Consider the following 16,014-nt stretch of genomic DNA (forward strand, 5'->3'; position numbering starts at 1 on the left):
GCCCCGCTCCCGACCCCTGCGCCGGCGCTGCCCGCGCCCCGCCCCAGCCGGAGTCCGACAATGTCGACCCAAGCCTCGCGCACCGCTGCCCGTCTGATGGTCTCGCCCGCAGTTTTGTTACTGCTTGGCTGGATGGCCATTCCGCTGGGCATGACGCTGTGGTTCTCGTTTCAGCGTTACAACCTCTTGATGCCGGGAATGGAAAGTTTCACCGGCTTCGACAATTACGCCTATTTCCTGACCGACCCGGCCTTTGGCGCGGCGATCTTCAACACGCTGGCGCTTGTGCTGGGTGTGCTGACGATCACCACCCTGGGCGGGCTTTTGTTGGCTTTGCTGCTCGATCAACCGTTTTGGGGCCAAGGCGTGGTGCGGGTGTTGGTGATAGCGCCGTTCTTCGTCATGCCCACGGTCTCGGCCTTGGTGTGGAAGAACATGTTCATGAACCCAGTGAACGGCGTCTTTGCCCATCTGGCCAAGAGCTTTGGCCTACAACCTTATGATTTCTTGGCGCAATCGCCGCTCGCCTCGATCATTCTGATCGTCTCATGGCAATGGCTGCCCTTTGCGACGCTGATCTTGCTGACCGCGCTGCAATCGCTTGACAGCGAGCAATTGGAAGCCGCCGAAATGGATGGCGCAGGCCCCTTTGCGCGGTTTTTCCACGTCATGCTGCCGCATCTGGCGCGCGCGATCACCGTGGTCGTTCTGATCCAGACAATCTTCCTGCTGTCCACCTTTGCCGAGATTTTGGTCACCACCAATGGCGGCCCCGGCACGGCCTCCACCACGCTGACCTACCTCGTCTATATCCAGTCGCTTTTGCAATATGACGTGGGCACCGGCGCGGCAGGCGGCATTATCGCGGTCATCTTGGCCAATATCGTTGCGATCTTCCTGATGCGGATGATCGGCAAGAACTTGGAGGCGTAACCGATGGCCCGCGCCATATCCCCCCGCCGCAAGGCGCTTGTCACCGTGATTGCCTGGACCATCGGGCTTGCGATCTTCTTTCCGATCCTGTGGACCGCGATCTTATCGTTCAAATCCGAAGGCAATGCGATTGCAAGCCCGCTGACCGTGCTAAGCACCCCCTTCACCTTTGAAAGCTATGAAACGGTGCAGGAACGGTCGAACTACTTTGGCCATTTCTGGAACTCGGTGGTGATTTCGCTTGGCTCCACGCTGCTGGCGCTTTTGGTGGCCATTCCCGCCGCTTGGGCCATGGCCTTCGTGCCGGGCAAACGCACCAAAGACCTTTTGTTGTGGATGCTATCCACCAAGATGATGCCCGCAGTCGGTGTGTTGGTGCCAATCTATCTGATCTTTCGCGATCTGGGGCTGTTGGACACCCGCACCGGGCTGGTTGTCGTCTTGATGCTGATGAACCTGCCGATTGTGGTGTGGATGCTTTACACCTATTTCCGCGAAATTCCGGGCGAAATTCTGGAAGCCGCGCGGATGGATGGGGCCACGCTGAAAGATGAGCTGATCTATGTGCTCACCCCCATGGCCGTGCCCGGCATCGCCTCGACGCTGCTTTTGAACATCATTTTGGCGTGGAATGAGGCGTTTTGGACGCTGAACCTCACCGCCGCCAAAGCCGCGCCGCTCACCGCCTTTATCGCCAGTTATTCCAGCCCCGAAGGGCTGTTCTATGCGAAACTCTCTGCCGCCTCGACGCTGGCCATCGCGCCCATTTTGATCCTTGGCTGGTTCAGCCAAAAGCAATTGGTGCGTGGCCTGACCTTCGGCGCCGTCAAGTAAGGAGCCCCGGATATGGGTCAAATCACACTCAAGGGCGTGACCAAACGCTTCGGTGAGGTCGAGGTCATTCCGCCCATCGATCTGCACATCAAGGACGGCGAGTTTGTCGTTTTTGTCGGCCCCTCGGGCTGCGGGAAATCCACGCTCTTGCGGCTGATTGCCGGGCTTGAAGATGTTTCGGAGGGCGTGGTCGAAATCGACGGGCGCGAGGCCACCCAAGCCGCCCCGGCGGAGCGTGGCTTGGCCATGGTGTTTCAGTCCTATGCGCTTTACCCGCATATGTCGGTGAAAAAGAACATCGCCTTCCCGCTGAAAATGGCCAAACTGCCCGCGCAAGAGATCGAGGCCAAGGTGCAAGCCGCCGCCAAGGTGCTAAACTTGGGCAACTACCTTGACCGGCGCCCGGGGCAATTGTCGGGCGGGCAGCGCCAGCGCGTTGCCATTGGCCGCGCCATCGTGCGCGAACCTGCCGCCTTCTTGTTTGACGAGCCTTTGTCGAACCTTGATGCGGCGCTGCGCGTCAACATGCGGCTGGAAATCTCGGAACTGCATCAATCGCTGAAAACGACGATGATCTATGTGACCCATGACCAAGTTGAAGCCATGACCATGGCCGACAAGATCGTGGTGTTGCAAGCGGGCCGGATCGAGCAAGTGGGCAGCCCGCTGGAGCTTTACCGCAGCCCGCGCAACCGCTTTGTGGCAGGCTTCATCGGCTCGCCCAAGATGAACTTTATCGAAGGGGCAGAGGCCGCCAAACATGGCGCCCAGACGATTGGCATTCGCCCCGAACATATCAAAGTGTCGACCAGCGAAGGCGCATGGAAGGGCACGGTGGGCGTGTCTGAACACCTTGGCTCGGATACCTTCTTGCATGTCACCACCGAACATGGGGTGTTGAACGTCCGCGCAGGCGGCGAGGTCGATCTGCACCATGGCGATACGGTCTTCCTCAGCCCAGATCCGGCGCAACTGCACCGTTTCGACCAACAAGGCTGGGCGCTGACATGAGGCTAGCGGGCAAACGCGCGCTGATCACCGGGGCCGCGCGCGGCATTGGCCGCGCCTTCGCAGAGGCTTACCTGCGCGAAGGCGCCAAGGTGGTGATTGGCGACATCAACATCGCAGGCGCCCGCGCCACGGCGGCAGAGCTTGGCTGTGAGGCGGTGGCCTTGGATGTGACCGATCAAGCCAGCATCGACGCGGCAATGGCCGTCATGCGCGCAGGTGGCGGGATTGATATCTTGATCAACAATGCCGCGATCTTCACCGCCGCCCCCATCGACGAGATCACCCGCGCCGATTACGACCGCGTCTTCGCAATCAATGTCGGGGGCACGCTGTTCACCTTGCAAGCGGCGGCAAAGGAAATGATCGCCCAAGGCCGCGGCGGCAAGATCATCAATATGGCGTCTCAGGCCGGGCGGCGCGGCGAAAGCTTGGTGGCGGTCTATTGCGCCTCCAAAGCCGCCATCATCAGCCTCACCCAATCGGCGGGGCTAAACCTGATTTCGCATGGCATCAACGTCAATGCCATCGCCCCCGGCGTGGTCGATGGCGAACATTGGGACGGCGTCGATGCCTTCTTTGCCAAATATGAAAAGAAAGCCCCCGGCCAAAAGAAAAAAGAGGTCGGCGCCGCCGTCCCCTTTGGCCGTATGGGCACTGCGCAAGACCTCACCGGCATGGCGGTTTTTCTGGCCAGCGCCGAGGCCGATTACATCGTCGCCCAGACTTATAATGTCGATGGCGGAAACTGGATGAGCTGAGACATGACCCTTTCAAATGCTACTCTCGCATCGCTGCCCGAAACCGTTGCCGCACCGGGCTATGACCGGTCCAAACTGACCCCCGGCATCGTTCATATCGGGCTGGGCAATTTCCACCGCGCGCATCAGGCGGTGTATCTTGATGACCTTTTTGCCCTTGGCGAAGGGCATGATTGGGCGATTTTGGGCGCGGGCGTGCGCGCGCCCGATGCCGCCATGCGCGACACGCTTTTGGCGCAAGATTGCCTGTCGTCTGTCATCGAACTTGCGCCCGGCGCACATAGGGCCCGCGTCATTGGCGCGATGATCGGCTTTCTTGAGGTGCAGGAAGGCAATGCCGCGCTGATTGAGGCGATGCGCCAGCCCAATATCCGCATCGTCAGCCTGACCGTGACCGAGGGCGGCTATTTCATCGACCCGAAAACCGGCACCTTCAGCCCCGATCACCCCGATATTCGCGCCGATGCGGAAAACCCCGCCGCGCCCAATACCGCCTTTGGCGCGATCATTGCCGCACTGAAAGCGCGCCGCGCGGCGGGCGCCCCGCCCTTTACGGTGATGTGCTGCGACAACGTTCCCCATAACGGCCATGTCACCCGCGATGCGGTGGTGGGTCTTGCCCGGCTAAGCGACCCGGAATTGGCCGATTGGATCGCCGCCAACGTGGCCTTCCCCAATTCGATGGTGGACCGCATCACCCCCGCCACCGGCGCGCGCGAAATTGCGATGGCGGCGGAAATGGGGCTTGATGACAAAGCCCCCGTCACCTGCGAGCCGTTCCGCCAATGGGTGGTGGAAGACAATTTCCCCGCAGGCCGCCCCGCGCTGGAAAAGGTGGGCGTCACCTTCACCCCGCATGTCGATAAGTTTGAGACGATGAAGATCCGCATCCTGAATGGTGGGCATGCGATCATCGCCTATCCCGGCGGGTTGAGCGATATCCACTTCGTGCATGAGGCGATGCAAGACGACCTGATCCGCGCCTTTTTGAACCGCGTGCTCAGCGCCGAGGTGCTGCCGATTGTGCCGCCGGTGCCCGGCCAAGATCTGGGCGACTACAAAGCGCTGATCATCGAGCGGTTCTCGAACCCCGAGGTGGCCGATACGGTGCGGCGGCTGTGCCTGGATGGGTCGAACCGGCAGCCGAAATTCATCATCCCCTCGATCCGCGACCGGCTTGCGCAGGGGGTGCATGCCGATGGGCTTATTCTGCTGTCGGCGCTGTGGTGCCGCTATTGCTATGGCACCTCGGAAAGCGGCGCGGCGATTGCGCCCAATGATCCGAATTGGGATCGGCTGGTAAGCGTCAGCCAAGCCGCCAAAGACCGCCCCGCCGCTTGGCTGGAGATGGAGGATATCTATGGCGATCTGGGCCGCGATCCGGCGATGCTCGAAAGCTTCACCAAGGCGCTGAACGCGGTCTGGACGCGCGGCGCGCGGGTGGCGATGGGCGATTACCTCGGCCTGTGAGGCCACAGCCTGTGCGCGGGGCTTCGACCTTCCTGCGGCCCCGTAGATTTGACGGCCCCGCCCCAGCGGGGCCGTTTTTCGATGCGCCGTTTTTCGGTGCGGCCCAGGGCTTAGCGGATTTTCGTCCAATTCTGCTTGGCGCAGATCAACCCGCCCGCAACACAGCCCGACAGCTTCATCGCCGTGCCCGACAGGGCGATCTTGCCGATATAGACCTTGTTATTCGAGGGGCGCCACACTTTGCCCGCATATTTTCCGCCGCCCGAAGGCACCATATCGATCACGATCTGCCGCCCCAGATTGGGGGATTTATATTCCCCGCTCGCGTTGAAGGTCTGCACGATCTTGCCGCAATAGGCCGCGCCACAAGGCCCGATCTGCACATGGGCATAAGCGCCATCATCGGGCTGGGTCTTCCAAAGCCCCTCGATCGGGTCGGCCACAGCCGCCCCCGCGCCGAGCATGAGCGCCGCGCCACATAACGCGGCCACCAGCTTCGCTTTCATCTGTTCCTCCTCCCGGTTGGGTGGCGCCATTGCGCCACAAGCACCGATTCCCGGCAAGGCCCCCCCGCACGCGCGCCGCCCGCCCGACGTGACGTCGCAGGTGGCTTGGCAAGCGCCCCTCCGCCATGGCAAGAGACCGGCAAGCGAAAGGAACCCCTGCGATGATCCTCTACCCGGCAATCGACCTCAAGGATGGCAACTGCGTGCGGCTTCTGCACGGCGAGATGGACAAGGCCACGGTCTTTGGCGAAGACCCGGCGGCACAAGCCGCCAAATTCGAGGCGGCAGGCTGCGAATGGGTGCATCTGGTCGATCTTAACGGCGCTTTCGCGGGCGCGCCGGTGAACGGCGCCGCGGTCGAGGCGATCTTGGCGCGGATCAAGGTGCCTGCACAGCTTGGCGGCGGCATCCGCGATATGGCCACGATCGAAAGCTGGCTTTCCAAAGGGCTCGCGCGGGTGATCTTGGGCACGGTGGCGGTGGAAAACCCCGCGCTGGTGCGTGAAGCCGCCAAAGCCTTCCCGGGGCAAGTCGCGGTGGGGATCGATGCGCGCGGCGGCAAGGTGGCGACCAAAGGCTGGGCCGAGGAAACCGATGTAATGGTGACCGACCTTGCGCAAAGCTTTGAAGATGCGGGCGTGGCCGCGATCATCTACACCGATATCATGCGCGACGGCGCGATGACCGGCCCCAATATCGAGGCGACCGAGGCGCTGGCGCGGGCGGTTTCGATCCCGGTGATTGCTTCGGGTGGCGTGTCCTCGCTGCCCGATCTGATTGCGCTTCGCGACACCGGGGTGATTGCGGGCGCGATCTCGGGCCGGGCGCTTTATGACGGCGCGCTGGATCTGACGCAGGCTTTGGCTGCATTGAAGGCCTAAAAGGCTGGGGGCGCTGCCCCCAGACCCCCGGGATATTTGCACAAAGTCGAAGACCAGAGGTATTTTCGTTTCGACGTTGCCCGAGTGTCTGCGGGGGGCGCCAGGGGACCAAAGCGCCCCTTCTTCTTGGCTTCGCGCACACGGCCCGCTAGTAAGACGGCAAAGGAGTCTCTCCATGCTTAAGACGCGCATCATCCCCTGCCTCGACGTGGCCGATGGCCGCGTGGTCAAAGGCGTGAATTTCGTCAACCTGATCGACGCGGGCGACCCGGTCGAGGCCGCCAAGGCCTATGATGCGGCGGGCGCGGACGAGCTGTGTTTTCTCGACATCCATGCCACGCATGAAAACCGGGGCACGATGTTTGATCTGGTGACCCGCACCGCCGAGCAATGTTTCATGCCGCTGACCGTGGGCGGCGGGGTGCGCACCCATGAAGATGTGCGCGCCCTGCTTTTGGCAGGCGCCGATAAGGTCAGCTTCAACTCCGCCGCGGTCGCCAACCCCGATGTGATTGCCGAAGCCGCTGACCGCTTTGGTGCGCAATGCATCGTCTGCGCGATTGATGCCAAAACCGTGGAACCGGGCCGGTGGGAGATTTTCACCCATGGCGGGCGCAAACCCACGGGCATTGATGCGGTGGACTTTGCCCGCACCGTGGTCGCCAAAGGCGCGGGGGAGATTTTGCTGACCTCGATGGACCGCGATGGCACCAAGGCGGGCTTCAACTTGGCCCTAACCCGCGCTATTGCCGATGCGGTGGATGTGCCGGTGATCGCGTCGGGCGGCGTTGGCACGCTTGATCACTTGGTTGAGGGCGTGACCGAGGGGCATGCAAGTGCCGTGCTCGCCGCTTCGATCTTCCATTTCGGCACTTACACGATTGGCGAGGCCAAAGCCCATATGGCCGCCGCCGGCATCCCGATGAGGCTTTCATGACCCCGCTTTCCCGCCTTGCCGCCACGGTTGAAGCCCGCAAAACCGCCGATCCGGACAGTTCGTGGACCGCGAAACTGCTGGCCAAAGGCCCCGAGAAATGCGCCGAGAAATTCGGTGAAGAGGCGGTGGAGGCGATCATCGCTGCGGCCAAGAATGACCGTGAGAACCTCGTCTATGAAGCCGCAGACGTGCTTTACCACCTTGTGGTGATGCTGGCCGCGCGGGACATTCCTTTGGATGAGGTGCTGGCCGAGCTGGAACGGCGCGAGGGCACTTCGGGCATAGCGGAAAAAGCCGCGCGCGGCTGAGCGTCGCGCGCCAGCCTTTGCAAAAGACTTGCCAAATCCCCCCTTCCCTCGCAGGCTGCGTGAAAGGGGAAGGGGGAAACCATGACAGCTAAAGGCTATTGGATCGGCCATGTGACGGTGGACGATCCGCAGGGCTATCAGGCCTATCGCACCGCCAATGCCGCCGCGTTTGAGAAATATGGCGCGAAGTTTTTGGTGCGCGGCGGCGAAATGGAAGTGGTTGAAGGCGATCTTCGCCCGCGCACCGTGGTGATTGAATTTCCGTCCCTCGAAGCGGCGCGCGCTTGCTACCTTAGCCCCGAATATCAGCATGCGCTGTCGCTGCGCACGCCGATTTCGGAAGCCGATCTTTGTATTGTCGAGGGCTGGCTGGGTTAGCCGATTTGCCCGCGTTGCCCGCCGGTTTGCGCGCGGTCCATCAGCAGGTGATCCAAAATCACACAGGCCATCATCGCCTCGGCCACCGGCACGGCGCGAATGCCGACGCAGGGGTCGTGGCGGCCTTGGGTGACCACCTCGACCGCCTCGCCCGCCGTGTTGATCGAACGGCGCGGCGTCAGGATCGACGAGGTCGGCTTGACCGAGAACCGCACCACGATGGGCTGGCCGGTGGTGATGCCGCCCAAAATGCCGCCCGCGTGGTTTGACAGAAATTCCGGCCCGTTGGGGCCCATGACGATCTCATCGGCGTTTTCGGTGCCCGTGAGCGCCGCCGCCGCCATGCCCTCGCCAATCTCCACGCCTTTGACGGCATTGATCGTCATCATCGCGGCGGCCAGATCGCTGTCCATCTTGGCGTAGATCGGCGCGCCCAGCCCCGCAGGGCAGCCCGTCGCCACCACCTCAACCGCAGCCCCGACCGAGTTTTGCGCCTTGCGCAGCGCCGAAAGATACTCGGTCCACTCTTCCACCGCGCCCGCATCGGGCAAAAAGAACGGGTTGTTCAAAATCTCCCCCGCATCGAACTTGGCGCGATCAAGGTGCTTTTCGCCCATCTGGACCATATAGCCGGTGATGGTCAGTTCCGGCACCAGCGCTTTCAGCACCGCCTGCGCCACGCCGCCCGCCGCCACCCGCGCAGCGGTTTCGCGCGCGCTGGAGCGCCCGCCGCCGCGATAATCGCGGATGCCGTATTTCTGATGATAGGTGATATCGGCATGGCCGGGGCGGAACTGGCGCGCGATCTCGCCATAGTCTTTGGAGCGTTGATCGGTGTTTTCGATCATCAACTGGATCGGCGTGCCGGTCGTGCGGCCCTCAAACACGCCCGAAAGAATGCGCACACGGTCGGGCTCTTGCCGCTGTGTGGTCATTTTCGATTGGCCGGGACGGCGACGATCCAAGAAGACCTGAATGAACGCTTCGGAAAGCTCGATGCCCGGCGGGCAGCCATCGACGGTGGCCCCCAATGCCGGCCCGTGGCTTTCGCCCCAGGTGGTGACGCGGAACATATGACCGAAGGTGTTGTAGCTCATGCGGGCCTCCCTTTGGCTTTGCCATAAGCCATGGGGCCGTGCGGATAAAGGCGGAAAGTGGCGCAGCCGCCGCCGTGACGCAAAAGAAAAGGGCGCCCAAGGCGCCCTTCCCTACCCGATCTTGGGCGCGCTTATTGCAGCGCGGCGTCGGTGATTTCAAGCGTATAGGCGCCCGAAGGTTCTTGCGTGATCACCGGGTCAGAGCCGCCGCCCAAAAGCGTCGCCACCGTGCGCTCATAGTCGGCCACATCCAGCGCACCGTTCGAATCCGCGGTCAGCTTTGCCACTTCGCCCATCATACGCTTTTGGTGCTTTTCGGTCTGCGCGCCGGTCTCGTCATTGTCGAGCACGATCATCGCGGCTTCATCCGGGTTCGCCTCGGCGTCTTTCCAGCCCTTCATCGAAGCGCGGACGAATTTCACCATCGTTTCTTTGAACGCCGGATCTTCCAGACGGTCTTCCATCACGTAAAGCCCGTCTTCGAGCGTGGCCACGCCCTCGTCTTCATATTTGAAGGTCACAAGGTCATCGGCCGAAATGCCCGCATCGATCACCTGCCAATATTCGTTATAGGTCATGGTGGAGATACAGGCGGCTTGCTTTTGCAACAGCGGATCGACGTTGAACCCTTGCTTAAGCACGGTCACGCCCTCGTCCGAACCATCGGTCGGAATGCCCAGTTTCGACATCCAGCTCAAGAACGGGTATTCGTTGCCAAAGAACCAAACGCCCAGCGTCTTTCCCTTGAAATCCTCGGGCGAGGTGATGCCGTTTTCGGCCAAGCAGGTCAGCATCATGCCCGAATGTTTGAACGGTTGGGCGATATTGACCAGCGGAAGGCCCTTTTCGCGCGCGGCCAAGGCGGCGGGCATCCAGTCCACGATCACATCGGCGCCACCGCCCGCGATCACCTGTTCGGGGGCGATATCGGGGCCGCCGGGCAGGATTTCAACCTCCAGCCCCTCTTCTTCGTAATAGCCTTTTTCAGCGGCAACATAATAGCCCGCGAATTGCGCCTGCGTCACCCATTTGAGTTGCAGCTTGACCGATTCCGCTTGCGCGCCACCGGCCATCAGCGCAAGGGCCGCCGCCCCCAGCATCAGTTTTTTCATCGCATTACTCTCCTGTTGGACCCGGGCTTTGCGCCCGGTTGGTTGATTACTTGCCCCGTTGGGACGGGTGCCAGAACGTCGCCGCCTTTTCGATCAGGGCAATCAGCCCATAGAAGCCAGAGCCCGCCAAGGCCGCAACGGTGATTTCAGCCCAGACCAGCGGCAGATCCAACTGCCCCACGGCGGTCGAAATCCGAAACCCCATACCGCGCGTGGGCGAGCCGAAAAACTCTGCCACGATAGCACCGATCAGTGCGAGCGTGGTGGCGATCTTGAGCCCGTTGAACAAAAACGGCAGCGCGGCGGGCAGGCGCAATTTCACCAGCGCCTGCGGGTAAGAGGCCGACCAAGTGGCCATCAGATCGCGGCTCAGCGCATCGGTCGCGGCGAGGCCCGCCACCATATTGACCAAGACCGGGAAGAAGACCATCACCACCACCACGGCGGCTTTCGATTGCCAATCGAACCCGAACCACATCACCAAGATCGGCGCGATCCCCACAATCGGCAGCGCGGCGACGAAATTGCCCACCGGCAACAGCCCGCGCTGCAAAAACGGCGAGCGATCCACCAACACCGCCACCACAATCGCCGCGCCGCAGCCGATCAGATAGCCCGCCAGCGCGCCTTTCAGGATCGTTTGCGTGAAATCCCCCCACAACAGCGGGATATTCGCACCAATGGCGGCGGCAATATCGGTCGGTGCGGGCAAGATCACCGGGCTGACATCAAGCCCCCGCACCAGACCTTGCCACAGCACCAAAAGCGTGATGCCAAACAGCGTGGGCACCAGCGCCTTGACCCAGCCCGCCTTCGGGAACCGGTTCGCCAAGACCGAGTTTGCTGCCCATGCGACCAGCCAGAAGGCAATGGCCCCCCATCCGACCGCGCTCATTGTGCCATCCCCTTGCGTTTAAGCGTGATGCGTTCCACCACGCCGACGACCAGCACCAAAAGCGCGGCCAGAATGGCAGCCCCAAAGAGTGCGGCCCAGATCTGGATCGTTTGGCCGTAGTAGCTGCCCGACAAGAGCCGCGCGCCCAGCCCCTGCGTCGCGCCTGCGGGCAGTTCGGCCACGATCGTGCCCACCAGCGCCGCGGCAATGCCAACCTTTAACGAGGCAAAAAGATAGGGCATCGAGGCGGGCAGCCGCAGCTTCCAAAAGCTTTGCGCATCCGAGGCATTATAGGTGCGCAACAGATCAAGCTGCATCGCATCGGGGGCGCGCAGCCCTTTCACCATCCCCACCAGCACCGGGAAGAAACTCAGATAGGCGGCAATAATCGCCTTGGGCAGCATCCCTTTGATGCCAAGGCTTGCCAGCACCACAATCACCATCGGCGCGATCGCCAAGATCGGGATGGTTTGGCTGGCAATCGCCCAAGGCATCACGCTCATATCCATCGCGCGAGAATGCACAATCCCCACGGCCAGCAAAATCCCCGCCACGGTGCCCAGACCGAAGCCCGCCATGGTGGCGGAAAAGGTGATCCAGCCGTGATAGACCAAGCTGCGCTTGGAGGTGATCTTTTGCCCGGCGATCCCGTCCCACAGCCCCTTGGCCACCTGATGCGGCGCGGGCAAAACGGGGCGGTCTTGGCTCAGCGTATCGGCCACCACTTCGGAAAAGGTCACCTCCACATCGGCGCGGGCGGCCTGATCGTAAGTCCATTGGCTGTTGAGCCAAACCGCCCCCGCATACCAAATCACCACAATCGCGGCGAGCACGGTCACAATCGGAAGAATGGATTTCTTCACGCCCGGCCCTCCCCTTTGGCGAACGCCTCACACGCGCATTTAGTCATAAGCATGCCCCGCGCGCAGCCCTTCGCGCACCCGATGCGCAATCGCCAAAAACTCAGCGCTGTCGCGAATGTCGAGCGGGCGTTCTTTCGGCAACGTGCTTTCGATCACATCGGTGATCCGGCCCGGACGCGGCGACATCACCACGATCTTGGTGGACAGATAGACCGCCTCGGGGATCGAGTGGGTGACAAAACCAATCGTCTTGCCGGTCGCGCCCCACAGCTTCAGCAATTCCTCGTTCAGACGGTCGCGAACAATTTCATCCAGCGCGCCAAACGGCTCATCCATCAGCAAAATATCGGCATCGAACGCCAGCGCCCGCGCGATCGAGGCGCGCTGCTGCATGCCGCCCGAAAGCTGCCAGGGGAATTTCTTGGCAAAGCCGTCCAGATCGACAAGCGACAGCACCTTGCGCACCCGTTCCTCTTGATCGGCCTGCGTATAGCCCATGATTTCCAGCGGCAATTTCACATTGCCCGCAATCGTGCGCCACGGATAAAGCCCCGCCGCCTGAAACACATAGCCATAGCTGCGGGCCTTGCGCGCCTCGTCGGGCGAAATGCCATTCACCGTCAGACTGCCCGAGGTCGGGTGTTCCAGCGCCGCGATGCAGCGCAGAAACGTGGTTTTGCCGCAGCCCGACGGGCCAATGAACGAGACGAAATCGCCCCGTTCAATCGACAGGTTCACATCCTTGAGCGCCTGCACGGGCCCGTCATTCGTCTCAAAGACGAGGTTAAGATCTTTGGCGTCAATTACCGGGCTGCGCATCAGCTGGGGTCGTCCTTTCTTTTACACGCCAGAGGCGGGGATGCCCGCACGCACAACCGGGCGCGGCGCGGTCAGTTCCTTCCACGCCGACAGGGCCTTGTTCACCGGCCCCATCGGATCGCGGGCGACAAACTGGCCATGCCCCTCGCGGCTTTGCATCTTGCCCTCGGCCACCGCCACCACGCCCCGGCTGAGCGTGTAACGCGGCAAGCCTTTGACCTCTTTGCCTTCGAAGACGTTATAATCGATGGCCGACTGCTGTGCACCCGCCGAAATGGTTTTCGAGGCTTCGGGGTCCCAGACCACCAGATCGGCATCCGCGCCGACCAAAACCGCGCCCTTCTTAGGATACATGCCCATGATCTTGGCGATATTGGTCGAGGTCACGGCGACGAATTCGTTCATCGTGATGCGGCCCGTGCCAACCCCATAGGTCCACAGCATCGGCAGGCGATCTTCCAGCCCCCCGGTGCCATTCGGGATTTTCGTGAAATTGCCCACGCCATAGCGCTTTTGCTCGGTGGTAAAGGCGCAATGGTCCGTCGCCACACATGACAAGGTGCCCGAGGCAAGACCCGCCCACAGGCTGTCTTGGTGCTTTTTGTCGCGGAACGGCGGGCTCATCACGCGCCGCGCGGCATGGTCCCAATCTTGGTTGAAATATTCGCTTTCATCCAGCGTCAGATGCTGAATGAGCGGCTCGCCCCAGACCCGCTTGCCATTCATCTTGGCGCGCCGGATCGCCTCATGCGCCTCTTCACAGGAGGTATGCACCACATAAAGCGGCACGCCCGCCATATCGGCGATCATGATCGCGCGGTTGGTGGCCTCGCCCTCAACCTGAGAGGGGCGCGAATAAGCATGCGCCTCGGGCCCGGTATTGCCCTCGGCCAGCAGCTTGGCCGACATCTCGGCCACCACATCGCCGTTTTCGGCATGGACCATCGGCACCGCGCCCAGTTCCGCACAGCGCTTGAACGAGGCGAAAAGCTCGTCGTCATTGACCATCAGGCTGCCTTTATAGGCCAGGAAATGCTTGAACGAGGTGATACCGCGTTCGACCACCTTGGGCATTTCGTCAAAGACCTGCTCGCCCCACCATGTGACCGCCATGTGGAAGGAATAGTCGCAATGCGCGCGGGTGGATTTATTGTCCCAGACCTTGATCGCATCCAACAGCCCCTGCCCCGGCGCGGGCAGCGCGAAATCGATCACCATCGTGGTGCCGCCCGCCAGCGCCGCACGGGTGCCGCTTTCGAAATCATCCGCCGAATAGGTGCCCATGAAGGGCATTTCCAAATGGGTATGCGGGTCGATCCCGCCCGGCATCACATAGCAGCCGGTGGCATCCAGCACCTCGTCGCCCACAAGGCCTTGGCCAATGGCCGCGATCTGCCCGCCCTCGACCAGCACATCGGCCTGATAGGTCAGATCGGCGGTGACAATGGTTCCGTTCTTGATGACTGTGCTCATGGCCCACTCCCTGAAGGCGGCTGCCTTCGACTTTGTTCAAATATCCTCGGGGGGTCTGGGGGGCAGACAGCCCCCCAGCGCTTTGCCTTATTCGACGACTTCAGCCGTTTCCAAAACCGCATGCAACAACACATCGGTGCCCGCGGCGGCCCATTCGGGGGTAATGTCTTCGGCCTCGTTATGGCTCAACCCGTCCACGCAGGGGCACATCACCATCGTGGTCGGCGCCACCTTGGCCGCCCAGCACGCATCATGCCCCGCGCCCGAAACCAGATCGCGATGCGTATAGCCCAGTTTCTCGGCGGCGTTACGCACCCGCTCCACCAGTTGCGGCGTAAAGGTCACCGGGTCAAAATGGCCCACGGGTTCGACGGCGCAGCCCACGTTCAGCTCGGCACAAATCTCGGCGGCGCGGCGCTCGATCTCGGCCCGCATCCGGTCGAGTTTCTCTTGATCGGGGGTGCGGATATCGACGGTAAAGACCACCGTTCCGGGCAAAACGTTGCGCGAATTGGGGCTGAATTGCATCTGCCCGACGCCGCCCACCGCATTGGGCTGGGCGGCCATCGCCACCTCTTGCACCATTTCCAAAATCCGCGCCATCGCCAGGCCCGCATTGGTGCGCATATTCATCGGGGTGGAGCCGGTATGCGCCTCTTTGCCGGTCAAGGTGAATTCGAGCCACCACAGACCTTGGCAATGGGTCACCACGCCCACCGTCTTTTCCTCGGCCTCCAAGATCGGGCCTTGCTCGATATGCAATTCGAAATAGGCATGCATCTTGCGCGCGCCCACCTCTTCTTCGCCCTTCCAGCCGATCCGCTCCAGCTCCGCGCCAAAGGTCTTGCCTTCCAGATCGGTGCGGCCATAGGCGTAATCGAGCGTATGCACCCCCGCAAACACGCCCGAGGCCAGCATCGCGGGCGCAAAGCGCGCGCCTTCTTCGTTGGTCCAGTTCGTCACCACAATCGGATGCTTGGTCTTGATGCCGCGGTCGTTCATCGTGCGCACCACTTCAAGCGCACCCAAAACGCCCAGCACCCCATCGAATTTGCCGCCGGTGGGCTGGGTATCAAGGTGCGAGCCCACATAGACCGGCAGCGCCTCGGGGTCTTCGCCCGCGCGCATCATGAACATGCTGCCCATCTGGTCGACACCCATCGTCAGCCCGGCCTCGTCGCACCATTTCTTAAACAGCGCGCGGCCCTCGGCATCCGCATCGGTAACGGTCTGGCGGTTGTTGCCCCCCGCCACACCGGGGCCGATCTGCGCCATCTGCATAAGCGCATCCCAAAGGCGCGCGGAATCGATACGGAGGTTTTCTCCGGGTGCGGACATCGTTGTTCTCCCTGTCGGCTGCGGGGCCTGTGCCCTCTTGCGACGAATCTTTTCTGACCGATTGGTCAGGGGAAACAGGCCACGTTCAACCGCCCCGGTCAATGACCTTCCCGCGACGCAGCGCAGCAATGCGCCCCTTTGGCGGGCGGATGACTATTTTTTCAGCACACACCGTGCAGAAATGACAAAACCCCGATGCCATCACCGGGGTTTTGCATGATAAACGGGCAAAGTCCCCCCTCAATCGAGTGTTTCGAGGACATCTTTGAGGGTAGAGATCAGCTGGTCGATCTGGGGTTTGTCGATGATCAGCGGCGGCGACATGGCGATGATATCGCCGGTGGTGCGGATCAAGATGCCCTTTTCATAGGCCTTGAGGAAGGCCGCAAAGGCACGCTTCG

At 61.9% G+C, this 16,014-nt stretch carries 17 protein-coding genes and 1 pseudogene; 9 read left to right on the forward strand and 9 right to left on the reverse strand.

What is annotated here, in order from left to right; all coding sequences use genetic code 11:
• Positions 1-60: 60 nt before the first annotated feature.
• From CKO11_RS16685 to CKO11_RS16705, 5 genes are read left to right on the forward strand one after another with little or no spacing between them, the layout of a single operon-like run.
• Positions 61-933, forward strand: a complete 873-nt coding sequence (locus CKO11_RS16685; RefSeq protein WP_223641337.1) for a carbohydrate ABC transporter permease — start codon at positions 61-63, stop codon at positions 931-933.
• A gap of 3 nt (positions 934-936) precedes the next feature.
• Positions 937-1,767 carry a carbohydrate ABC transporter permease gene (locus CKO11_RS16690; protein ID WP_223641340.1) on the forward strand — a complete coding sequence of 277 codons (831 nt, stop codon included), beginning with the start codon at positions 937-939 and terminating at the stop codon, positions 1,765-1,767.
• A gap of 12 nt (positions 1,768-1,779) precedes the next feature.
• Positions 1,780-2,778: an ABC transporter ATP-binding protein gene (locus CKO11_RS16695; RefSeq protein WP_223641343.1), complete on the forward strand. Its 999-nt coding sequence runs from the start codon at positions 1,780-1,782 to the stop codon at positions 2,776-2,778.
• Complete coding sequence (locus tag CKO11_RS16700; protein ID WP_223641346.1) at positions 2,775-3,536, forward strand: L-iditol 2-dehydrogenase; 762 nt, start codon at positions 2,775-2,777, stop codon at positions 3,534-3,536. The genes CKO11_RS16695 and CKO11_RS16700 overlap by 4 nt, the downstream gene beginning before the upstream one ends.
• Positions 3,537-3,569: 33 nt before the next feature.
• On the forward strand, positions 3,570-5,006 hold the full coding sequence (locus CKO11_RS16705) for a mannitol dehydrogenase family protein (RefSeq protein ID WP_411742024.1): 1,437 nt from the start codon (positions 3,570-3,572) through the stop codon (positions 5,004-5,006).
• A 110-nt stretch (positions 5,007-5,116) separates the two neighbouring features.
• On the opposite strand, the gene CKO11_RS16710 is transcribed toward CKO11_RS16705, so the two are convergent.
• A complete protein-coding gene (locus CKO11_RS16710) occupies positions 5,117-5,512 on the reverse strand; it encodes a DUF2147 domain-containing protein (RefSeq protein WP_223641351.1) in 396 nt (131 codons plus the stop codon).
• Positions 5,513-5,673: 161 nt separating this feature from the next.
• Here CKO11_RS16710 and hisA point away from each other — a divergent pair, with 161 nt between their 5' ends.
• From hisA to CKO11_RS16730, 4 genes are all read left to right on the forward strand, one after another.
• Positions 5,674-6,393, forward strand: coding sequence for a 1-(5-phosphoribosyl)-5-[(5-phosphoribosylamino)methylideneamino]imidazole-4-carboxamide isomerase (hisA, locus tag CKO11_RS16715; RefSeq protein WP_223641353.1), 720 nt, complete (start codon positions 5,674-5,676; stop codon positions 6,391-6,393).
• 175 nt (positions 6,394-6,568) lie between these two features.
• Complete coding sequence (gene hisF / locus CKO11_RS16720; RefSeq protein ID WP_223641355.1) at positions 6,569-7,330, forward strand: imidazole glycerol phosphate synthase subunit HisF; 762 nt, start codon at positions 6,569-6,571, stop codon at positions 7,328-7,330.
• Positions 7,327-7,638, forward strand: coding sequence for a phosphoribosyl-ATP diphosphatase (locus CKO11_RS16725; RefSeq protein ID WP_223641357.1), 312 nt, complete (start codon positions 7,327-7,329; stop codon positions 7,636-7,638). Before hisF ends, CKO11_RS16725 begins: the two co-directional genes overlap by 4 nt.
• 81 nt (positions 7,639-7,719) lie before the next feature.
• The gene (locus CKO11_RS16730) at positions 7,720-8,016 is read left to right on the forward strand and encodes a DUF1330 domain-containing protein (protein ID WP_076484244.1); all 297 of its coding nucleotides are present in this window, start codon (positions 7,720-7,722) and stop codon (positions 8,014-8,016) included.
• On the opposite strand, the gene aroC is transcribed toward CKO11_RS16730, so the two are convergent.
• The 8 genes and pseudogenes from aroC to CKO11_RS16770 form a co-directional block, all read right to left on the reverse strand.
• Entirely contained in the window at positions 8,013-9,113 is a 1,101-nt protein-coding gene (gene aroC / locus CKO11_RS16735) for a chorismate synthase (RefSeq protein WP_223641359.1), read from the reverse strand. The two genes, CKO11_RS16730 and aroC, sit on opposite strands and share 4 nt — an antisense overlap.
• A gap of 131 nt (positions 9,114-9,244) precedes the next feature.
• Complete coding sequence (locus tag CKO11_RS16740) at positions 9,245-10,225, reverse strand: ABC transporter substrate-binding protein (RefSeq protein ID WP_223641362.1); 981 nt, start codon at positions 10,223-10,225, stop codon at positions 9,245-9,247.
• 46 nt (positions 10,226-10,271) lie between these two features.
• Entirely contained in the window at positions 10,272-11,120 is an 849-nt protein-coding gene (locus CKO11_RS16745) for an ABC transporter permease (protein WP_223641365.1), read from the reverse strand.
• Positions 11,117-11,983: an ABC transporter permease gene (locus tag CKO11_RS16750; RefSeq protein WP_223641368.1), complete on the reverse strand. Its 867-nt coding sequence runs from the start codon at positions 11,981-11,983 to the stop codon at positions 11,117-11,119. Before CKO11_RS16750 ends, CKO11_RS16745 begins: the two co-directional genes overlap by 4 nt.
• 39 nt (positions 11,984-12,022) lie before the next feature.
• Positions 12,023-12,802, reverse strand: a complete 780-nt coding sequence (locus tag CKO11_RS16755; protein ID WP_223641371.1) for an ABC transporter ATP-binding protein — start codon at positions 12,800-12,802, stop codon at positions 12,023-12,025.
• Between the two features lie 21 nt (positions 12,803-12,823).
• The gene (hydA, locus tag CKO11_RS16760) at positions 12,824-14,275 is read right to left on the reverse strand and encodes a dihydropyrimidinase (protein ID WP_223641373.1); all 1,452 of its coding nucleotides are present in this window, start codon (positions 14,273-14,275) and stop codon (positions 12,824-12,826) included.
• A gap of 87 nt (positions 14,276-14,362) precedes the next feature.
• Positions 14,363-15,613: a Zn-dependent hydrolase gene (locus CKO11_RS16765; protein WP_223641375.1), complete on the reverse strand. Its 1,251-nt coding sequence runs from the start codon at positions 15,611-15,613 to the stop codon at positions 14,363-14,365.
• 240 nt (positions 15,614-15,853) lie between these two features.
• Positions 15,854-16,014, reverse strand: a pseudogene (locus CKO11_RS16770) (aspartate aminotransferase family protein); the annotation flags it as partial.

This window comes from Rhodobacter sp. TJ_12 (genome assembly GCF_020023995.1).
In the GTDB taxonomy this organism is placed as follows: domain Bacteria; phylum Pseudomonadota; class Alphaproteobacteria; order Rhodobacterales; family Rhodobacteraceae; genus Rhodobacter.